The sequence below is a fragment of the Falsiroseomonas sp. genome (genome assembly GCF_051859025.1).
GTDB lineage: Bacteria > Pseudomonadota > Alphaproteobacteria > Acetobacterales > Acetobacteraceae > Falsiroseomonas.
The window spans coordinates 748568-765416 of the sequence record NZ_JBHYGL010000001.1; the positions used below are offsets into that span (position 1 = coordinate 748568).

Here is a 16849-nt window from a genome sequence, read left to right on the forward strand (position 1 = left end):
CAGCCTTGGCCGTCGCGCCCCCCCGCCCCGCCCCCCATCCTGGCCGCCAACGGACAGGAGTTCAGGCGATGACACAGCCCGGGATGCTGGTGCTGCTCTCGGCGGCGGATGCGGCGCTGTGGCAGCGGGATGCCGCGGTGCTGCGCCGCGCCGGCCACCTTCCCCTCGATGCCGCGGCGCTGGAGGCCGCGCTGGCGGAGGGTGGTCCCGCCACCCCCGTCGCGCGCCGCCTGGCCGCCGCCTGCGATGCGGCGCTGCTGGATGCGGCGCCCTGCCTGGCGGGCGTCTTCCGGTCCCTGCGCCGGCCGGTCTACGCTTCCCCCTGGCAATTGCCGGAAGCCGGCCGCGCCCCGCCCCAGCGCCGCTGGCCCTCCGGCTGGGTGCTGGACGCGGCGCTGCGGTCGCTGGACCGCTGAACCGAGGCCGAGCCCGCCATGCGCGACTTCTCCTGGGACGATGCCAAGGTCTTCGCCGCCGTCGTGGAGGCCGGTTCCTGGCGCAAGGCGGCGCTGAAACTCGGCCTGTCCACCGCCACCGCCAGCCGCCGGGTTGAAGCCTTCGAGGCCTGGGCCGGAGAGCCCCTGCTGGCACGCCGCCCCGAAGGCCTGCGCCTGACCCGCCGCGGCGAACGCATCATCGCCGCACTCAGCCAGATGGGCAGCGGCGCGGATGCCATCCGCCGCGCCGCCGCGGCGCGGGAGACGGAGGTGGTGCGCATCACCGCGACGGCGTCGATGGGCCTGGTGCTGGTGGACCACATGGCGGCGCTGGCGGCGGCCACGCCCGGCATCGTCATCTCCCTGCTGCCATCCCGCGTCATCCTCAGCCTGGCGCGGCGGGAGGCCGAGATCGCCATCCGCATGCGCGACCCGCCGGATGGCGGGCGCCTGGTCATGCGCCGCCTGGCCCGCGTCCGCGTCGCGCTCTATGCCGCACGGTCACTGCTGCCGGAGGGAACGGCGCCGGACGTCACCGCCCTGCCCTTCATCGGCCTGGCGCGCCCCGCCGCGCAGTCCCGCACCGTCGCCGCGCTGCACGCCGTGGTGGGGGACCGCGCGCCCGTGGCGGTGCTGGACGATACGCCCATCCGGCTGCGCGCCTGCCTGGCCGGCCTCGGCATGGCGGTGCTGCCCTGCGCGCCGGCGGATGCGACCGGCGCGCTGGTCCGCGTGGCATCCTTCCCGCCCGAGACCGATGAGGACGCCTACCTGCTGATGCATGAGGATCTGGCCGATGTACCCGCCATCCGCGCCGTCGCCGATGCCGTCGCCGCCCTGTTCCAGCGCCAGCGCCACGCGCTGATGGGCACGCCTTGACGGAGGCTGGCACGCGGCGCCCGATGCCGGCCAAGAATGCAGGAGGATCAGCGGGGATGAGGCATTTCATGACGGCAGCGATCATCGCGGGCGCGATGGCTACTGAAGCTTTGGCGCAACCCGCGCCTCGGCGGGATGAGTTCCATTGGCTCGGCCAGATCAACAAGGCCAGCATCGTCATCAATGCGGAGGAAGGGCTGCTCGCCCCTGCCCTGGCGCCCCGCATCGCCCGCGGGCTGCAGGCCGTGATCGATGCCGGGGACCGCCCCGGTGGCAGGCGCCCCAACCTCGTCATCACCTTCGAGCCCCTGCTGATCGAGGCCGCGGGCGTGGAAGCCACGCTGATCCACGCCGGCCGCTCCTCCCAGGACATGCTGACCACCGTCCGATCCGCCATGCTGCGGGAGGAATTGCTGCGCGTCGCCGCCGCGCTCCGCCGCGCCACCACCACGATGATCGACATGGCGGAACGCCACCGCGACACCATCGTGCCCAACTACACCAATGGCGTCGCCGCCCAGCCCAACAGCTACGGCCACTACCTGCTCGGCCATATCGCGGGGCTGGAGCGTGACATGCAGCGGCTGAGGGAGGCCTATGCGCGGCTCGACCTCTCGCCGATGGGCACCACCGTGCTGAACGGCACGAGCTGGCCGCTGAACCGGGACCGCATGGCGCGCTACCTCGGCTTCCCCGCCACCATCGAGAATGCCTATGACGCCGCCCAGATCCTGGCCGCGGAAATCCCGGTGGAACTCGGCGCCGTCAGCACCGCCATCGCCATCCATGTCGGCGCCTATATCGCCGATGTCATGACGCAATACGCCCAGCCCCGCCCCTGGCTGCTGCTGGCGGAAGGCGATGGCAACACCTACGTGTCCTCCGCCATGCCGCAGAAGCGGAACCCCGGCCTGCTGAACGATGTGCGCCGCCAGGCCAGCATGGTCGTGACGCTCGCCACCGGCCGCACCATCGCCGCGCACAACATCCCCCCCGGGATGAACGATCCGAAGAGCGTCGCCGACAACGTCGCCCTCACCGCCGCCACCACCCGCCTGCTGGAACAATGGGACCGCGTGATGCGCGCCCTCGTGCTCAGCCCCGGAAGGGCGCTGGAGGAGTTGGACCTCGACTGGACCGCCTCCCAGGAAGTGGCCGATGTGCTGATGCGCGAACACCGCCTGCCCTTCCGCGTCGGCCACCATTTCGCGAGCGAGGTGGTGGATTTCGCCAAGTCCCGCGACATCCGCCCCAGCGCCTTCCCCTATGCGGAGGCGCAGCGCATCTACCGCCACACCCTGCATGAGATGGGCCTGCCGGAAACCGATTTGCCGATGACGGAAGCGGCCTTCCGCGCGGCGCTGGAACCCGCCGCCATCATCCGCGCCCGCGCCACGCCCGGCGGCCCGCAGCCCGCGGAGATGACGCGCATGATCGCCAGCGCCCGCGCGCGCCTGGCCGGGCACGACGAATGGGCATCGGCCCAGCGCGCGCGGATCGACGCCGCCCTGGCGGCGCTGGAAGCCGATTTTGCGCGGGTCCTCGCCCGGGCGAAGTGAAGGCGCCGGCGGCCGGCCGGGGTTGCGGCGTGCGATAGATAGCCATACGGTTAACCATAGAGCCGCAGCCCTTGAGGGATGATCCGGAATGCCGTCGCCACAGGATGCCGGCCACTTCGCCACCATGGCCTTCGCGCGCGATGTCGCCGCCCCGCGCACGGTGCTCTGGCAGGCCTGGACGGCACCCGCCGCGCGGGCGATCTGGGCGGCGCCCTCCCCGGCCGTCACGGTGCGGTTCCTGGAAGCCGATACCAGGATCGGCGGGCGGGAGGTCTCGGTCTGCCAAGTGGACGGCCAGCCCGACATCACCTGCGAGGCCGGCTGGCTCGACCTGGTGCCGGAACAGCGCAGCGTGAACCATGAGGTCATCGCCGCCGGCGGCCCCCCGCTATCCGCGGCCCTGATCACCGCGCTGATCGCCGGTGACACGACGCGAAGCCGCATCGAGGTCACGGTCCAACTCTCCTCGCGCTCCGCTGAGACGGAGCAGGGCTACCGCCAGGGGTTCGAGGCCAGCCTCTCCAACCTGGCCGCCCTGGCCGCGCGCACCATGCTGATCCGGCGCGTGATCCCGGCGCCGCGCCGCAGCCTGTGGCAGGCCTGGATGAACGCGCAGACGCTGCCGCAATGGTGGGGGCCGGGGGGCTTTTCCTGCCGCACATCGCGGATCGACCTGCGCACGGGCGGCGAATGGGTCTTCGACATGATCGGCCCGGACGGCACGGTCTTCCCGAACCACCACCGCTACGCGGAGGTGAGGCCCGAGGAGCGCATCGCCTACGCGCTGCATTGGGGCGAGGACGGCCCGAAGCACGCCGATGCCTGGGCGTCGCTGGAGGAAGCGGATGGCGCCACCATCGTGACGCTGGCCATGGCCTTCAGCACCCAGGCCGAGTTCGAGGCGGCGAAGGGCTTCGGCGCGGCCGCACTCGGCCAGCAGACGCTGGCCAAGCTGGAACGCTTCGCGCTGCGGGCGTAGCGCCGTGCCGTCAGAAGCGGGCCGTCAGCGCGAGCGACCCGAAGGACTGCGCGCCGCCGCGCTGGCCGTAGAATTCCTCAGTCCGCATCACCTGGCTGTAGGCCAGGCGGAAGCCGCGCCAATGCACCACGAAGCCGGCGGAGAGGTCGCCGACGAAGGGCCGCTTGTTGACCGAGGGCCCGTCATTCCGCCAGGTGTTCCCATCCAGGAACACGTCGTGCAGCACCGCGCGGCCCTGCCCGCCGACGAAGCCGTACCAGCCGAATTCCTGCCGTGGCTGGAAGAAGGCGGAACCGACCAGCGCCGGGCGGATGCGCGGCGCGCCGTAATCGGCTTCCAGCCCATTGCCGATCCGCAGCGTCGCGCCGGCGCCGGCATAGGTGCTGACGGTGCCGAGCGCGAAGGTCGCCGAGGGCAGCAGGTCCATCTCGATGCCGCCGACCCGCAGCGCCGGCGTGCGGAAGGTGCGTTCGAAGACCATGTTCAGCGCGGGTTCGTCCTTCAGCTGGCGGGACCAGCCATTGGCGGAGTAGTCGCGGATCAGGTCGTGCACGTTGTTCTGCACGAATTCGCCGAGCGCGGAGGGCCCGACCACGCCCGCCTGCAACTCCAGCGTGGACAGCGCGAATCCCTCATCCCGCTGCAGTACCAGCGCGCCATAGAGATGCCCGGCATAGGGACGGTCCCGCGGATCGGGGATGGGGGAGAGCGTGTCGCGCGGCGTGTAGATGGCGTGGCCGAAGCCGAAGCCCCATCGCACCTCCCCCGGCCCGATCAGCGCATCCAGCTGCCCGTCGAGGAACCGCAGCAGCCCCGGCAATTCGGTGGAGGGCGAGCGCCAGGAAGCCTGCACGCCGCTGGTGTAGTAGCGGTCGGTCCCGGCGAGGGTGTCGTTCTCGTAGTTGAAGGTGAAGCTGCCGCGCGGGTCCGGCGCCGGCGCCGCCGGGGGCACCACCGCCACGGAAGGGACCTGCGCCATCGCCGGCGCCGTGAGGAGGAGGAGGGGGAGCAGCAGGTGGCGCATGGCGGCAGGCGATCCTGAGGGAGGAAGCACCCTCCGATACCCCAACCAGGCCGCGAAGGCTTCCCCGGCGACATCACCTTCCCGGGATGGCAACGCGCGCCGGCTGGCCGTGATTTTCCTGGCGACCGCAAGGTTGTTCGTTCTATGTTCCCTTCGCCGTCGGCGGAGCTGTGTCAGCACCCGAAAGGCGGCGCCGGCCATGCCGGAATCGCCACTAAAAGGGCTAAATCCCCTAAATCGGCTCAAAAATTTAGTGACATCAAAGTCACACCGGCGGCGCGCCTCTCAGCCGAAGGGGTCATCCTCGTCACGGGTCCAGAGGTAATGGCCCGGCAGCGCGATGGTGGTCATCGCCTCATGCGTCAGCGGGGCGGAAAGCTGGATCCCGCCATCCCGGTCGATCAGCGGCTCCAGCATCCGCACGGCGTAGCCGAGCCTGGTCATGAAGTCCCACATCTCCTCGAAGGCGGCGCGCCGCCGTTCGCCGAGCCTGGCATGGTGCGCGGCACTCCAGCGGGCGAGGAGGCGGAGGTCCGGCGAGGCGGCGATCACGCGCTGCGCACCCCGCAGCGCCAGGGGCTCCGCACCGCCGAGGTCAAGGTGAAGCAGGTCGATCCGCGGCAGGGCGAGAACATCGGCGATGCGGTCGATGGTGGTGGTGCAGGCGTTGAAGGTCACGGGCAGGCAGGCCCCCTTCCCCCAGCGCCCCTCCGCATCCAGCAGCCGCCCCATGGTGGCGGCGGACCAGCGGCCATCCGGCGGCAGGCCGGGCTCCTCCGGCCCTTCCGCGGCCGGGCAGCGCGGCGGCAGGGTGGACAGGCGCTGCGGGTCGAAGCGGCAGGCGATCTCCCGCCCCGCCTCGTCCGACAGCGCGCGGGCGAAGACCTCGGTATGGCCGTGGCTGCCGTTCCAGTGCAGCGACTTGAGGAGGAAGGGCAGCAGATGCGGGTTCGGCTCCACCGCCACGACGCGGCCCGCCGACCCCACGCGGCGGCCCGCCAGGCAGGCGAAGTAGCCAAAGCCGGCGCCCGCATTCAGGCAGATGTCGCCCGGCCGCAGCAGCTTCTGCACCAGGCGGGTGGTCCAGGGCTCATGCACTCCATCGCGCAGCAGGCCGATCGCCACATCGACGTTGAAGGCGGGAACGACGACGAAGCCGCCCCAGGCGGTTTCCACCATCACCTCATCGACACCGAGCGGCAGGATGCGGCGCGGCGGCAGGGCGCGGTCTTCCTGGCGAAGGGCCTGGGCGCGGTCATCGAGCATGCTCATGGCGGCTCCTCCTGCGTCGCGCTGCCCGCGCGGGTTCATCCCGCGCTGCGCGTCCGGGCTTGCGGGCGGCCTGCCCGCGGGGATCTGTGGCGGTGGCGGCGTGGCGGTCTCCAGCTCATCCCGCTTTCGCAACCAAAGATCATTTTCGAGACTTCACGATTTCGTGAGGAAAGGATGACAGGCTGATCCTCGGACACCGAGCAGTCACCCAAGCCGCTGCATCTCCTGCGTTCATATTTGCATTTCTCTGGCAACCCAGGGTAGATCGATTCGAGACAACGTCAACACAAGCCTGGGGATCGACGCGAAAAAGCGACGATGGGAAGACAGGATGTTTTCCGAAAATAATTCATTGCCCGTATTTCAAGACATAACTACCGAGGCGACGGTCGGAGATGCCCATCAGGGCGTGAGAAATCGGGCATGGGCGGCCTGGAACGGCCATCCGGCCCCGGCAGGACCGCCATGCGATGCGGAGTCGCCCCAGGGGAGACCTGGATTCGAGGCCGCGGCCGATGGCGCGCAAGCGGCTGCGCTCCCACACCGCAGGCGAGTCCGGGAGCAGCCGACGGCGCCGTCCCGCCCGCCGCTCTCTCCCTGCGTGTAATCGAATCAGATGTTTGACGCTCCAAGGCGATTCACGGCAAAGAGAGTGGATGAGTTCCAGCGGTGTCCACCGCCCGGAGGTTGCGATGGCCGGAGGTTGCGATGGATAGCCACATCGATCGCCTGACGGCCGCCTGCGGCCTGCGCCATTTCAGCTACCGGGCTTTCGGTGCGCCGGAGATCGTCATCGTCCAGCGCCTGCCGGAACCGGAGCCGGAATTGGACGTCGCTGCGATCCCGGAAGCCGAGGCGATGGTTGCGTCGCCGGAGCCGCCCGCGGAGGCTCCCATCGCCGCGCGACCACCCGTGCCGATCCAGCCCCCCGCCTCCGCCCCGCCCATCCGCCTGGCGGAACCGCCGGAGGAGCAGGAAGCGGGGATGGCCCTGCCAGTACGCCGCGCGCCGGTAGTGCTGCCGCCGCCGGATGCGCCCGTCATCGCCGCCGTGGCGCGCCCTTCCCGCCCCGTTCCGTCCGGCCGTCCGCCCGTGGTGCTGCCGGACCCCGATGCCTTCGACCCGATCATCGCCTTCCGCGGGCGCGATGCGCGCGGCAGCCCGGATCGCCGGGCAGCGCCGCCTGTCCCGCCCGCGCCCCGGCGTGATGCCCCCGACCCGCCCCGGCGTGATACGCCGCCCCGCCGCTTCGCCCTGCTCGATGAGATCGCCCCGCCGGCCGGCCGCCCGCCCGTGCCCTCCGATCGTCGCATGCCCCCGCCGGCCTCGCCCGGCCGACCCTGAAACGAGTCCGATTCGCCCATGCCGCTCATCGCCTTCGTGTCTCCCAAGGGGGGTGTCGGCAAGACAACCCTGGCCGCCAGCGTCGCCGCCGTGCTCGCCGCACGCGGGACCGAAGTGATCGCGCTCGACCTCGACCCGCAGAATGCGCTGCGCCTGCATCTCGGCGTGCCGATCCATGAGGAAGCGGGCTTCCTCGCCGGCCTGCTGGACGGGATGCGCTGGCAGGATGCGCTGAGGCAGACGCGGGCCGGCGTCGGCCTGCTGCCGCATGGGCACACGGAACCCAAGGCTTCGCTCGACCTCACCAGGCTGCTGCTGGAACGCCCCGATTTGCTCGGCCAGCAGGTGCGGGAGATGCTGGCCGCACCGGGCCGCGTCGTGATCGTCGATGCCGCGCCCGGGCCCTCCCCGGCCCTGTCCGCCGTGCTGCCGCTGGCGGATGTGATCTGCGTGGTGCTTCTGGCGGATAGCGGCTCCGCCTCCCTCATCCCCTCCGTCGCCAGCGGCCGTTTCCTGGGCCGCGGCACGCTGGCGTCGCGCGCCGCGCTGAAGGCAATGCTGGTGCTGAACCAGGTGGATCTCGGCGCGCCGCTGTCGGATGCGGTGCTGGAATTCGCGCAGCAGGCCATGGGGGACCGCCCCGTCAGCGCCGTGGCGCGCGACCCCGCGGTGGCGGAGGCGCTGGCCGATCGTCGCCTGCCGGTGGAGGGTGTCGGCCCGGGGTCGGAGGATATCGCTTTGCTGGCGGAGACGCTGGCCAAGCGGCTCGACCTCGGCGCGCCGCCGGTGGAGAAGGATCGCGGCCGGCCCAGCTTCTCGGCCCTCGCCTCCTGGGGGCTGCGCCGTTGATCCGCGCGGCCACGGAGGGAACCCTGCCGCTGCCGGGACGGCTGCTGCGGGGTGTGCTGGTCGCCATCGGCGCCGTCGCGCTGCTGATCGTCATCACCGTGCCGCTGGCCGGCGAACAGCAGGCGGTGCTGACGCTGCTGGGCGCGCTCGCCTTCATCATCCTCAACCGCTTCCGCTCCCGCCGCGTCACGGTCTTCCTCGTGATGCTCTCGGTCGCCATCACCTCGCGCTACCTGTTCTGGCGCGTGACGCAGACGATCGAGTTCGAGAGCGTGCTGGGCGGCATGATGTCGGTCGGCCTGCTGCTGGCGGAGATCTATGCGGCGGCGCTGCTGTTCCTGTCCTACGTCCAGCTCACCTGGCCGCTGGACCGCAAGCCGGTGCCGCTGCCGGCCGACATGAACGAATGGCCGACCGTCGATGTCTATGTGCCGTCCTACAACGAAAGCCTCGACATCGTGCGGCCGACGGTGCTGGCCGCCATGAACATCGACTGGCCGCGGGACAAGCTGAATGTCTACATACTGGATGACGGCAGGCGGCCGGAATTCCGGGATTTCGCGGAACAGGTGGGCTGCGGCTACGTCATCCGCCCGGACAACAAGGGTGCCAAGGCGGGCAACATCAACCATGCCCTGAAGCACACGGATGGCGAGTACATCGCGATCTTCGACTGCGACCACGCGCCCACGCGCGCCTTCCTGCAGATGACGGCGGGCTGGCTGGTGCGGGACAAGCGCATCGCCTGCGTGCAGACGCCGCACTACTTCTATTCCGCCGATCCGTTCGAACGGAACCTGGCCCGCCGCCGCCGCGTGCCGAATGAAGGCCTGCTGTTCTACGGCGCCATCCAGCCGGGCAATGACCTGTGGAACGCCGCCTTCTTCTGCGGCAGCTGCGCGTTGATCCGCCGCACCGCCCTGATGGAAGTCGGCGGCGTGCCGCACCAGACGGTGACGGAGGATTGCCACTGCTCCCTGCTGATGGCGAAGAAGGGCTGGCACAGCGCCTATATCCGCCTGCCGCTGGCAGCGGGCCTCGCGACCGAACGGCTCAACATCCATATCGGCCAGCGCATGCGCTGGGCGCGCGGGATGATCCAGATCCTGCGGCAGGAAAACACGCCGATGATCCGGGAGCTGAGCATCACCCAGAGGCTCTGCTACTTCACCGCCGGCTTCAGCTTCCTGTTTGCCCTGCCGCGCATCGTCTTCCTGACGTCGCCGCTCGGCTTCCTGTTCCTCGGCGAGAACATCATCGCGGCCTCCCCCACCGCCATCCTCGCCTATGCCGGCAGCCACATGATCCACGCCTTCGGCACGGCCGCGCGCCTCAACGGCAAGAACCGCCATTCCTTCTGGTCGGAGATCTATGAGGCGTCGCTGGCCGGCCCCCTCGTGCGCGTCACCATCGCCACGCTCTGGGACCCGCTGAAGGGCAAGTTCAACGTCACCGACAAGGGCGGCATGGTGGAGCATGGCTACCTCGACGTGCCCGCCGTGCTGCCGAGCCTGGTGCTGCTCGGCCTGCTGCTCATCGGCGTCTCCATCGGCGTCGCGGGGCTGTTCATGGCGCCGGTGGGGTCGCTGGAGTTCCAGGCCTATGCGCTGAACACGCTGTGGGCCACGCTCTGCCTGGTGCCCGTCTCCGCCGCCGTGGCGGTGGGCGTGGAGCGTGAGCAGATGCGCGAACGCGCGCGCATCCGGTCCGACATCCCGAGCGAGATCGTGCTGGAGGACGGCACGCGCATGCACGCTGTCACCTCCGACATCTCGCTCTCCGGCGCCAGGCTGGTGCTGGACCGGCCGCTGGGTGTGGCGGATGAGGCGAGGTGCCGCATCGCCTTCCACACCGGCGGCGAGGTCCAGGAAGTCCCCGCCACCCTGCTGCGGTGGGAGGAGAATGAGGCGGTGGTGCGGTTCGAGGTCGCGGATCTGCGCGACGAGATGGCGCTGGTGCGCGTCTTCTTCGGCCGCCCCGATGCCTGGATCGCCTGGGACGATTGGCCCCGCGACAAGCCGCTGCGCGCCTTGAAGGACGTGGTGGGCGCGACCCGCGATGCCGTGTTCCACCGCTACCGCTTCCAGATTCGCAAGCCGCCGAAGCGCCTGCCGCCGGCCGCCATGGCCGCCGCGGCGGTGGAACGGAAATCGGATGTCGTCCGCCCGCGCCGCCTGGCCGAACGGGCCAAGGACATGGCCGCGGGGCTCGTGCTGGCCCTCGCGCTCGGCCTGGCCGGCCCGGCCCTGGCGCAGAACCCGCCGCCCCAGGGGCAGACGCAGGGCCAAGGGCAGACCCAGCGGCCTGCGGCCCGCCCGCAGCCGGCCCCTCCCCCGGCGCCGCCCGCCACGGTGCGCATGGCGCCCCTGGCGCCGACCCTTGGCGCGGCACCGCTGGTGTTGGACGCGCCGCCGCTGCCGGAACCGGAACCGGCACCGCCCGCCCCGGTGCCGCCCCGGGCCGCGCCCATCCCGCCGCCCATCGCCGCCTCGCCCTTCATCGCCTCCGCCACTCGCGAAGCGCGCTTCACGCTGCGCGAACTCGGCCTGACCGGGCCCATGCAGTTCCGCGGCACGGCGGACCTTCAGGGCGTGCTCTTCGGCTTCTCCCGCGATGAGGTCGTGACCCAGGCGCGGCTGGTGGTGCAGGGCGGCTCCTCCGCCCAGCTCATCCCCTCCCTCTCCCAGATCTCGGTCACGCTGAACGAGCAGTTCGTCGGCAACCTGCCGCTCGACCCCGGCCGCGGCGCCTTCGGGCCGGTGGGGTTCGACCTGGATCCGCTGGCCTTCGCGGAACTCAACCGCCTCAACTTCCGCTTCACCGCCCGCTACACGCCGGAATGCAACGACCCGCTCTCCGGCCTGCTCTCCGCCAATGTCTCCGACCTCTCGACCCTCACGCTGACGATCGAGCGCCTGGTGCCGCAGCGGGATCTGGCCCGGCTGCCGGAGCCGCTGTTCGACCGCCGGAACCTCCGCCAGGCGCTGACGCTGCCCGTGGTGATGGCCTCCGAATCCGGCCCCTCCGCGCTGCGGGCCGCGGCCATCGCCGCCAGCTATTTCGCGGTGGAGGCCGATTACCGCGGCGCGCGCTTCCCCGTCTCCCGCTCCGTGCCGCCCAGCGGCAATGCGGTGGTGCTGGCGGCGCAGCCCGATGCCATCCCGAACCTGACCCTGCCGCGGTTCGAGGGCCCGACCCTCGCGCTGATCGCCAACCCGACGGACCCCTACGGCACGCTGCTGGTCATCGGCGGACGGTCGGAGACGGAGCTTGCCCAGGCCGCCATCGCGCTGGCCGCCGGCGGCGACACCTTCGGCGGGGAGGCCGTGCGCCTGTCCGGCCCACCCATCGTCGCCCCGCGCCGGCCCTATGACGCGCCGCGCTGGGTGGCGCCCGACCGGCCGGAGGAATTCGGCAGCCGGATCGACCGCAACGACCTGCAGGCCTACGGCTATTCGCCCGGCACCATCCGCATGCCGCTGCGCACGGCGCCTGATCTGCTGACCTGGGCCGGGCGCGGCATTCCCGTCGATATCGAATACCGCGCGCCGGGCGGGCCGATCCTCGATGTCGCGACCTCGCGCCTCGATGTCTCGCTTTCCGGCGTCTTCCTGAAGTCGCTGCCGCTCGGCACCGGGGATCGCTGGTGGCTGCCCGATTTCCTCGCGCCCTATGTCACCGGCACGCTGCTGCCGGATGCCGCGGTGCGCCGCGGGCGGGTCATGGTGCCGACCTACCTGCTGGCGGGGCAGGATGAACTGCAGATGCGCTTCGACATGCGCCCCTTCGCGCGCGGCGATTGCGTCGGCGTGCCGGGCGATATCCGCGCGTCGATCGAGCCCACCTCTTCCGTCGATGTCTCCCGCGCATGGCGCTATGCGCGGATGCCCTCGCTCGGCTTCTTCGCCTCCTCCGGCTTTCCCTTCACGCGCATGGCGGACCTCTCCTCCACCACCGTCATGCTGCCGGAAGCGCCGAACACGGTGGAGACCGGCGCCTTCCTCGACCTGATCGGTTCGCTGGCCGTGAAGGTCGGGCTGCCCGCCACGGGCGTGCAGGTGGCGTTCCCGTCCGGCGCTGGCAGCCATGGCAACCGCGACCTGATCGTCATGGGCACCTTCGGCCGCCAGCCCGCCGCGGCCACGCTGCTGCGCAACAGCCCGGTGCAGGTGGCGCAGGACCGCGTGACCATCGCGGCACCGGATGCGCTGGCCGATATCCGCGCGCTGTTCCTGGACCAGCCCGGCGGCGCCGAACGCCGCCGCGCCGCCGCCGCCCTGTCGGAGGTCGGCGAAGCCCTCGCCGTCATCGTGGGCACGGAGGCACCGGAAGGTGGTGGCCGTTCCGTCGTGGCACTGCTGGGCGCGACGCCGGCGGCGCTGGCCAATGCCGTCGCCACGCTGCGGGACCCCGCCACGGCGGGGCAGGTGCAGGGCGACCTGGCCGTGCTGAACGGCGTGCGCGTTACGACCTTCCGAACCAATGCCAGCTACACCGTCGGCGAACCGCCCTTCTGGATGGTTCCCTATCTGCTGCTGGATGAATCACCCTGGCGCGTCGGATTGCTGATGCTCGCAGCCGCCTTGCTGCTGGCGCTACCCTCCGCCTGGATGCTGCGTCGCCGGTCCGCCATGCGGCTGCGCGCGCGAACGCCGAAGGACCACTGAGCGGTGGTTGATTAATGTCCGGAAGGACCGAAACACGAGGAAGAAGTCCAGTGTTGGCAACGGACATCAATGCGCAACCGCGATTTTTTCACGGGCACTGAGACGATGCGCGCCCCGCTCCGCCTCGCCCTCCTGGCCTCCACCCTCGCCTTGCCCGCCGCGGCGCAGGAAGCGGGTGGGGGTTCGCCCGCAATCGCCATCCTGGTCCGCCAGGCGGAGCGCTGGCTGGCGCAGGACAGGGTGGACCTCGCCGCCGCGCCGATCGAGCGTGCCCTGGCGGCAGAGCCCAACAATCCCCAGGCGCTGGCCGTCGCCGCGCGGATCGAGGTCGCGCGCGGCAACCGCGAAGGCGCCAATGCCTTCCTCGCGCGCCTCGGCCAAGGCGGCAATCGCGCCCAGGTGCAGGAGGTGCAGGACGCCATCCGCGCCAGCGGCGTGGACCGCCAGGGGCTGGAGGAAGCGCGCCGCCTGGCGAGCGAAGGCCGCGCCGCCGCCGCCGTGCAGCGCTACCGCGCCCTGTTCGGCAACCAGGCGCCGCCCGATGCCTATGCGCTGGAATACGCCCAGGCCCTGTCCGGCGCCCCCGCCACGCGGCAGGAGGGGATCGAGGCCCTGTCCCGCCAGGCGACCAGGCCCAACGCCACCTCCCGCGCCCGGCTGGCCTATGCGCAGGCGCTGACCTTCGACCCGCCGACGCGCCTGCAGGGCATCCAGCAATTGCAGGCCCTGGCCGGCCAGGCGGATGTGGGCGGCGAAGCCCGCCGCGCCTGGGCCGCCGCCATCGGCTTTTCCGGCAACGACCCCGCCATGCTGCCGGCGGCCGAAGCCTTTCTTCAGCGCTACCCCGACGACACGGAGATGCGCCGACGGGTGGAAACGCTGCGCGCCTCCATCCGCACCGCGCCCGCCGCGGATCCGGAGGCAGCGGGCCGCCAACTGGCGTTCCAGCGGCTGGAGGCCGGCGCCATCGGCGACAGCGCGCGGCGCTTCCAGGAATTGCTGGCGCGCGACCCCAACGATTCCGACAGCCTCGGCGGCCTCGGCATCATCCGCCTGCGCGAAGGCAATTTGGCGGAGGCGCGTGACCTGCTCGGCCGCGCCATGGCGAATGACCCGCAGGGCGGCCGGCAATGGCAGCGCGCCTTCGAAGGCGCCGCCTATGGCGACGAACTCGCCACCGCCCGCGCGCTGCTGCGCCGGAACGACCTGGAGGCCGCGGAAGTCACCGCCCGCCGCGCCGCGATCCGCGAGGTCGATGACCGGTCGGACATCGAGACCCTGCTGGGCGACATCGCGCTGCGCCGTGGCGACCCGGCGGCGGCGGAAGCCCGCTACCGCGCCGCCCTGTCCCGCCGCCCCGGTTTCCCGCCCGCCCAGGCCGGGCTGGCCCAGGCCGTGCGGGCCCAGGGCCGCGCCCCCGAACCCCGCGTGGCCAGCGAACCGCGCCTGGCCGCCCAGCCGCCGGAAGGCGAGGGCTTCCGCGGGGATGGCGGCACGCCCGCCCTTCCCGCCTCCGCCGCCGCCTTCCGGGCCGAAGCCGCGCGCGTGGCCGATCCGGGCGCCGCCACGGTGCTGCTGCGCAACGCACTCGCCGCCGCGCCGGACAGCCCCTGGATCCGCCTCGACCTGGCCCGCGCGCTCCGCCGCCAGGGCCGGGGCGCGGAGGGTCGCGCGCTGGTGGAGGAACTGGCCTCCCGCTCCCCGACCCCGGATAACATCTACGCCGCCGCCCTGCTGGCGGAGGAGGATGGCCGGACGCCGGATGCCGATGCGCTGCTGGCCCGCATCCCGCCGGGCCGCCGCACGGCCGACATGGCGCGCCTTGGCACCCGCATCCGCACGCAGCGGGAGGTGGTGGCGGCGGCGGCGATGATGGCGGCCTCGCCTTTGGACGGCCGGTCCCAGTTGCTGGCGCTGGCCGCGCGGCCGGACCCGACGGGCAGCACCGCCGGCGCCGTCATCCGCGCCTTCAGCGATGCCAATGACCGTGCCGGCGCCGGTGAGGCAGGGCGCGTCGCCGTCGTCGCCAACCGCAACCAGGTTCCCGCCCGCGTCGCCATCGCCGGCGCGCTGCTGGCCGCCGGGCTGGAAGCCGAAGCCACCGCCGTGGCCGCGGAGATCGAGGCCGGCAATCCCAGCGCCGAGGTGCGGCGCGACCTGGCCGTGCTGCGCGGCGGCGCCGCCATCCGCGCCGCGGACCGGCTGAATGAGGCCGGCGACCAGGTCGCCGCCTTCGAACGCCTCCGCCCCGCTTTGGCCCAGCCGGAGAACCGGGAAGCGCAGCTCGCCCTCGCCCGCCTCTACCTCGGCGCCCGCCAGCCGGCGGAGGCGCTGCGCGTGGCGGAGGCGACGCTGGCGCGGGACCCCCGCAATGTCGATGCCCGCCGCACCGCGATCGAGGCCGCCATCGCCACAGGCGACCGCCCCCGCGCCGCCCGCCTGCTGGCGGAGGGGCAGAGCGCCATGCCCTCCGACGCCCGGGTGCTGCTGCTGGAGGCCCGCGTCGCGCGGGATGCCGGCGATGGCACCCGCGCCCGCCAGGCGCTGGAAGCGGCGCTGCGGCAACGCGCGGCAGAACTCGGCAGCTTCTCCCGCGGCGCCACGCCCGCCGGCCTGGCGGGCGCGGGTTCCCAGAACCCCTTCGGCCGCGCTGCCGCCACCGCCCCCGGCACGCCGGCGGACCGGCTGACGCGGGAGATCGAGCAGGAGCTGGCGGCGCTCCGCGACGATATCGGCCCGAGCATGGCCGCCATCGTCGGCGGGCGCACCCGGTCCGGCGACAATGGCCTCGACAAGCTTGCGGAGGTCTCGACACGGCTGGAGGCGGTGGTGACGGCGCCGATCGTCGGCGGGCGGCTCACGGTTTTCGCCGAACCCACCGCCATCGATTCAGGCTCGGTCGAGAATTCGACCCAGGCGCGCCGCCGCTTCGGCACCGCGGCGCTGTCCTCCCCCACCTCCCTGCCCCCGATCCCGAGCGGCTCGGCCGCCGGCGTCGGGCTCGGCGTGGCCTATCAGCGGGGCGATTGGGGCCGGATCGATGTCGGCTCCACCCCCATCGGCTTCCCCACCTCCAACATCGTCGGCGGGGTGGAGTTTTCGCCGCGCATTACCGATGACGGCATCCGCCTGCGCTTCACCGCGGAACGGCGGGCGATGAATGACAGCGTGCTGTCCTATGCCGGCGTGACGGATACGCGCACCGGCGCCAACTGGGGCCCCGTGCTGCGCACCGGCGGCCGCGCGCAGGTCGAGATCCCGCTCGGCTCCGGCTATGGCTATGCCGGTGGCGGCTACTCCATCCTCGATGGCAGCGGCGTCGTCTCCAACAGCCGGATCGAGGCCGGGGCTGGCGTCTCCATCCCTGTCTATCGCAGCGGCGATACGGAAATCCGCACGGGGCTCGACCTCGTCTACCTCGCCTACCAGCGGAACCTTCGCTACTTCACGCTCGGCCATGGCGGCTATTTCTCGCCGCAGCAATACACCGCGCTGAACATCCCGGTGGACTACCGCGGGCGCAACGGGGACCTCACCTACCGGCTGGGCGCGACGATCGGCTACGCCGCCTGGCGGGAGGATTCCGCACCCTATTTCCCGAACGACGCGGGGGCGCAGTCCAGCCTGCAATCCCAGGCGAACGCGACCGCCGGCACGTCGGAGGCCGTTTCCGCCACCTATCGCGGCCAGTCCCAGGCCGGTGCCGTGGGCGGCATCCGGGCGGATATGGACTATGCGCTGAACGACAGCCTCTCGATCGGGGCCGGCCTGCGCTACGACAAGGCATCCAACTTCGACGAGACGCGCTTCCAGCTCCGGCTGCGAAACCGTTTCTGAAG

10 protein-coding genes are annotated in these 16849 nt (G+C 71.9%); 8 read left to right on the forward strand and 2 right to left on the reverse strand.

The genetic code is table 11. The features are described 5' to 3' along the window. Nucleotides 1-68 precede the first annotated feature (68 nt). The 4 genes from ACTIE5_RS03705 (at nucleotide 69) to ACTIE5_RS03720 (ending at nucleotide 3854) form a co-directional block, all read left to right on the forward strand. Nucleotides 69-416, forward strand: a complete 348-nt coding sequence (locus ACTIE5_RS03705) for a hypothetical protein (protein WP_439548341.1) — start codon at nucleotides 69-71, stop codon at nucleotides 414-416. Between the two features lie 18 nt (nucleotides 417-434). Beyond that, nucleotides 435-1316, forward strand: coding sequence for a LysR family transcriptional regulator (locus ACTIE5_RS03710; protein ID WP_439548342.1), 882 nt, complete (start codon nucleotides 435-437; stop codon nucleotides 1314-1316). A gap of 68 nt (nucleotides 1317-1384) precedes the next feature. Further along, the gene (locus ACTIE5_RS03715) at nucleotides 1385-2875 is read left to right on the forward strand and encodes a lyase family protein (protein WP_439548343.1); all 1491 of its coding nucleotides are present in this window, start codon (nucleotides 1385-1387) and stop codon (nucleotides 2873-2875) included. 88 nt (nucleotides 2876-2963) lie between these two features. Continuing rightward, nucleotides 2964-3854, forward strand: coding sequence for an SRPBCC domain-containing protein (locus tag ACTIE5_RS03720; RefSeq protein WP_439548344.1), 891 nt, complete (start codon nucleotides 2964-2966; stop codon nucleotides 3852-3854). A gap of 10 nt (nucleotides 3855-3864) precedes the next feature. Here the strand turns inward: ACTIE5_RS03720 and ACTIE5_RS03725 are convergent, their stop codons facing one another. After that, complete coding sequence (locus ACTIE5_RS03725) at nucleotides 3865-4878, reverse strand: lipid A deacylase LpxR family protein (RefSeq protein WP_439548345.1); 1014 nt, start codon at nucleotides 4876-4878, stop codon at nucleotides 3865-3867. A gap of 285 nt (nucleotides 4879-5163) precedes the next feature. Continuing rightward, a complete protein-coding gene (locus tag ACTIE5_RS03730; protein ID WP_439548346.1) occupies nucleotides 5164-6150 on the reverse strand; it encodes an FkbM family methyltransferase in 987 nt (328 codons plus the stop codon). A 708-nt stretch (nucleotides 6151-6858) separates the two neighbouring features. On the opposite strand from ACTIE5_RS03730, the gene ACTIE5_RS03735 reads away from it, so the two are divergent. From ACTIE5_RS03735 to ACTIE5_RS03750, 4 genes are all read left to right on the forward strand, one after another. Continuing rightward, entirely contained in the window at nucleotides 6859-7494 is a 636-nt protein-coding gene (locus tag ACTIE5_RS03735; protein WP_439548347.1) for a hypothetical protein, read from the forward strand. Between the two features lie 18 nt (nucleotides 7495-7512). Next, a complete protein-coding gene (locus ACTIE5_RS03740) occupies nucleotides 7513-8343 on the forward strand; it encodes a cellulose synthase operon protein YhjQ/BcsQ (protein WP_439548348.1) in 831 nt (276 codons plus the stop codon). Then, nucleotides 8340-13010 carry a UDP-forming cellulose synthase catalytic subunit gene (gene bcsA / locus ACTIE5_RS03745; RefSeq protein ID WP_439548349.1) on the forward strand — a complete coding sequence of 1557 codons (4671 nt, stop codon included), beginning with the start codon at nucleotides 8340-8342 and terminating at the stop codon, nucleotides 13008-13010. The genes ACTIE5_RS03740 and bcsA overlap by 4 nt, the downstream gene beginning before the upstream one ends. 105 nt (nucleotides 13011-13115) lie before the next feature. Then, entirely contained in the window at nucleotides 13116-16847 is a 3732-nt protein-coding gene (locus tag ACTIE5_RS03750) for a cellulose synthase subunit BcsC-related outer membrane protein (protein ID WP_439548350.1), read from the forward strand. The last annotated feature ends 2 nt before the right edge of the window (nucleotides 16848-16849 follow it).

What these genes read in the sequence shown, in the direction of transcription:
- ACTIE5_RS03705 (WP_439548341.1), top strand. Translation starts at nt 69, where the DNA reads ATGACACAGCCCGGGATGCTGGTGCTGCTCTCGGCGGCGGATGCGGCG.
- ACTIE5_RS03710 (WP_439548342.1), top strand. Translation starts at nt 435, where the DNA reads ATGCGCGACTTCTCCTGGGACGATGCCAAGGTCTTCGCCGCCGTCGTG.
- ACTIE5_RS03715 (WP_439548343.1), top strand. Translation starts at nt 1,385, where the DNA reads ATGACGGCAGCGATCATCGCGGGCGCGATGGCTACTGAAGCTTTGGCG.
- ACTIE5_RS03720 (WP_439548344.1), top strand. Translation starts at nt 2,964, where the DNA reads ATGCCGTCGCCACAGGATGCCGGCCACTTCGCCACCATGGCCTTCGCG.
- ACTIE5_RS03725 (WP_439548345.1), bottom strand. Translation starts at nt 4,878, where the DNA reads ATGCGCCACCTGCTGCTCCCCCTCCTCCTCCTCACGGCGCCGGCGATG.
- ACTIE5_RS03730 (WP_439548346.1), bottom strand. Translation starts at nt 6,150, where the DNA reads ATGAGCATGCTCGATGACCGCGCCCAGGCCCTTCGCCAGGAAGACCGC.
- ACTIE5_RS03735 (WP_439548347.1), top strand. Translation starts at nt 6,859, where the DNA reads ATGGATAGCCACATCGATCGCCTGACGGCCGCCTGCGGCCTGCGCCAT.
- ACTIE5_RS03740 (WP_439548348.1), top strand. Translation starts at nt 7,513, where the DNA reads ATGCCGCTCATCGCCTTCGTGTCTCCCAAGGGGGGTGTCGGCAAGACA.
- ACTIE5_RS03750 (WP_439548350.1), top strand. Translation starts at nt 13,116, where the DNA reads ATGCGCGCCCCGCTCCGCCTCGCCCTCCTGGCCTCCACCCTCGCCTTG.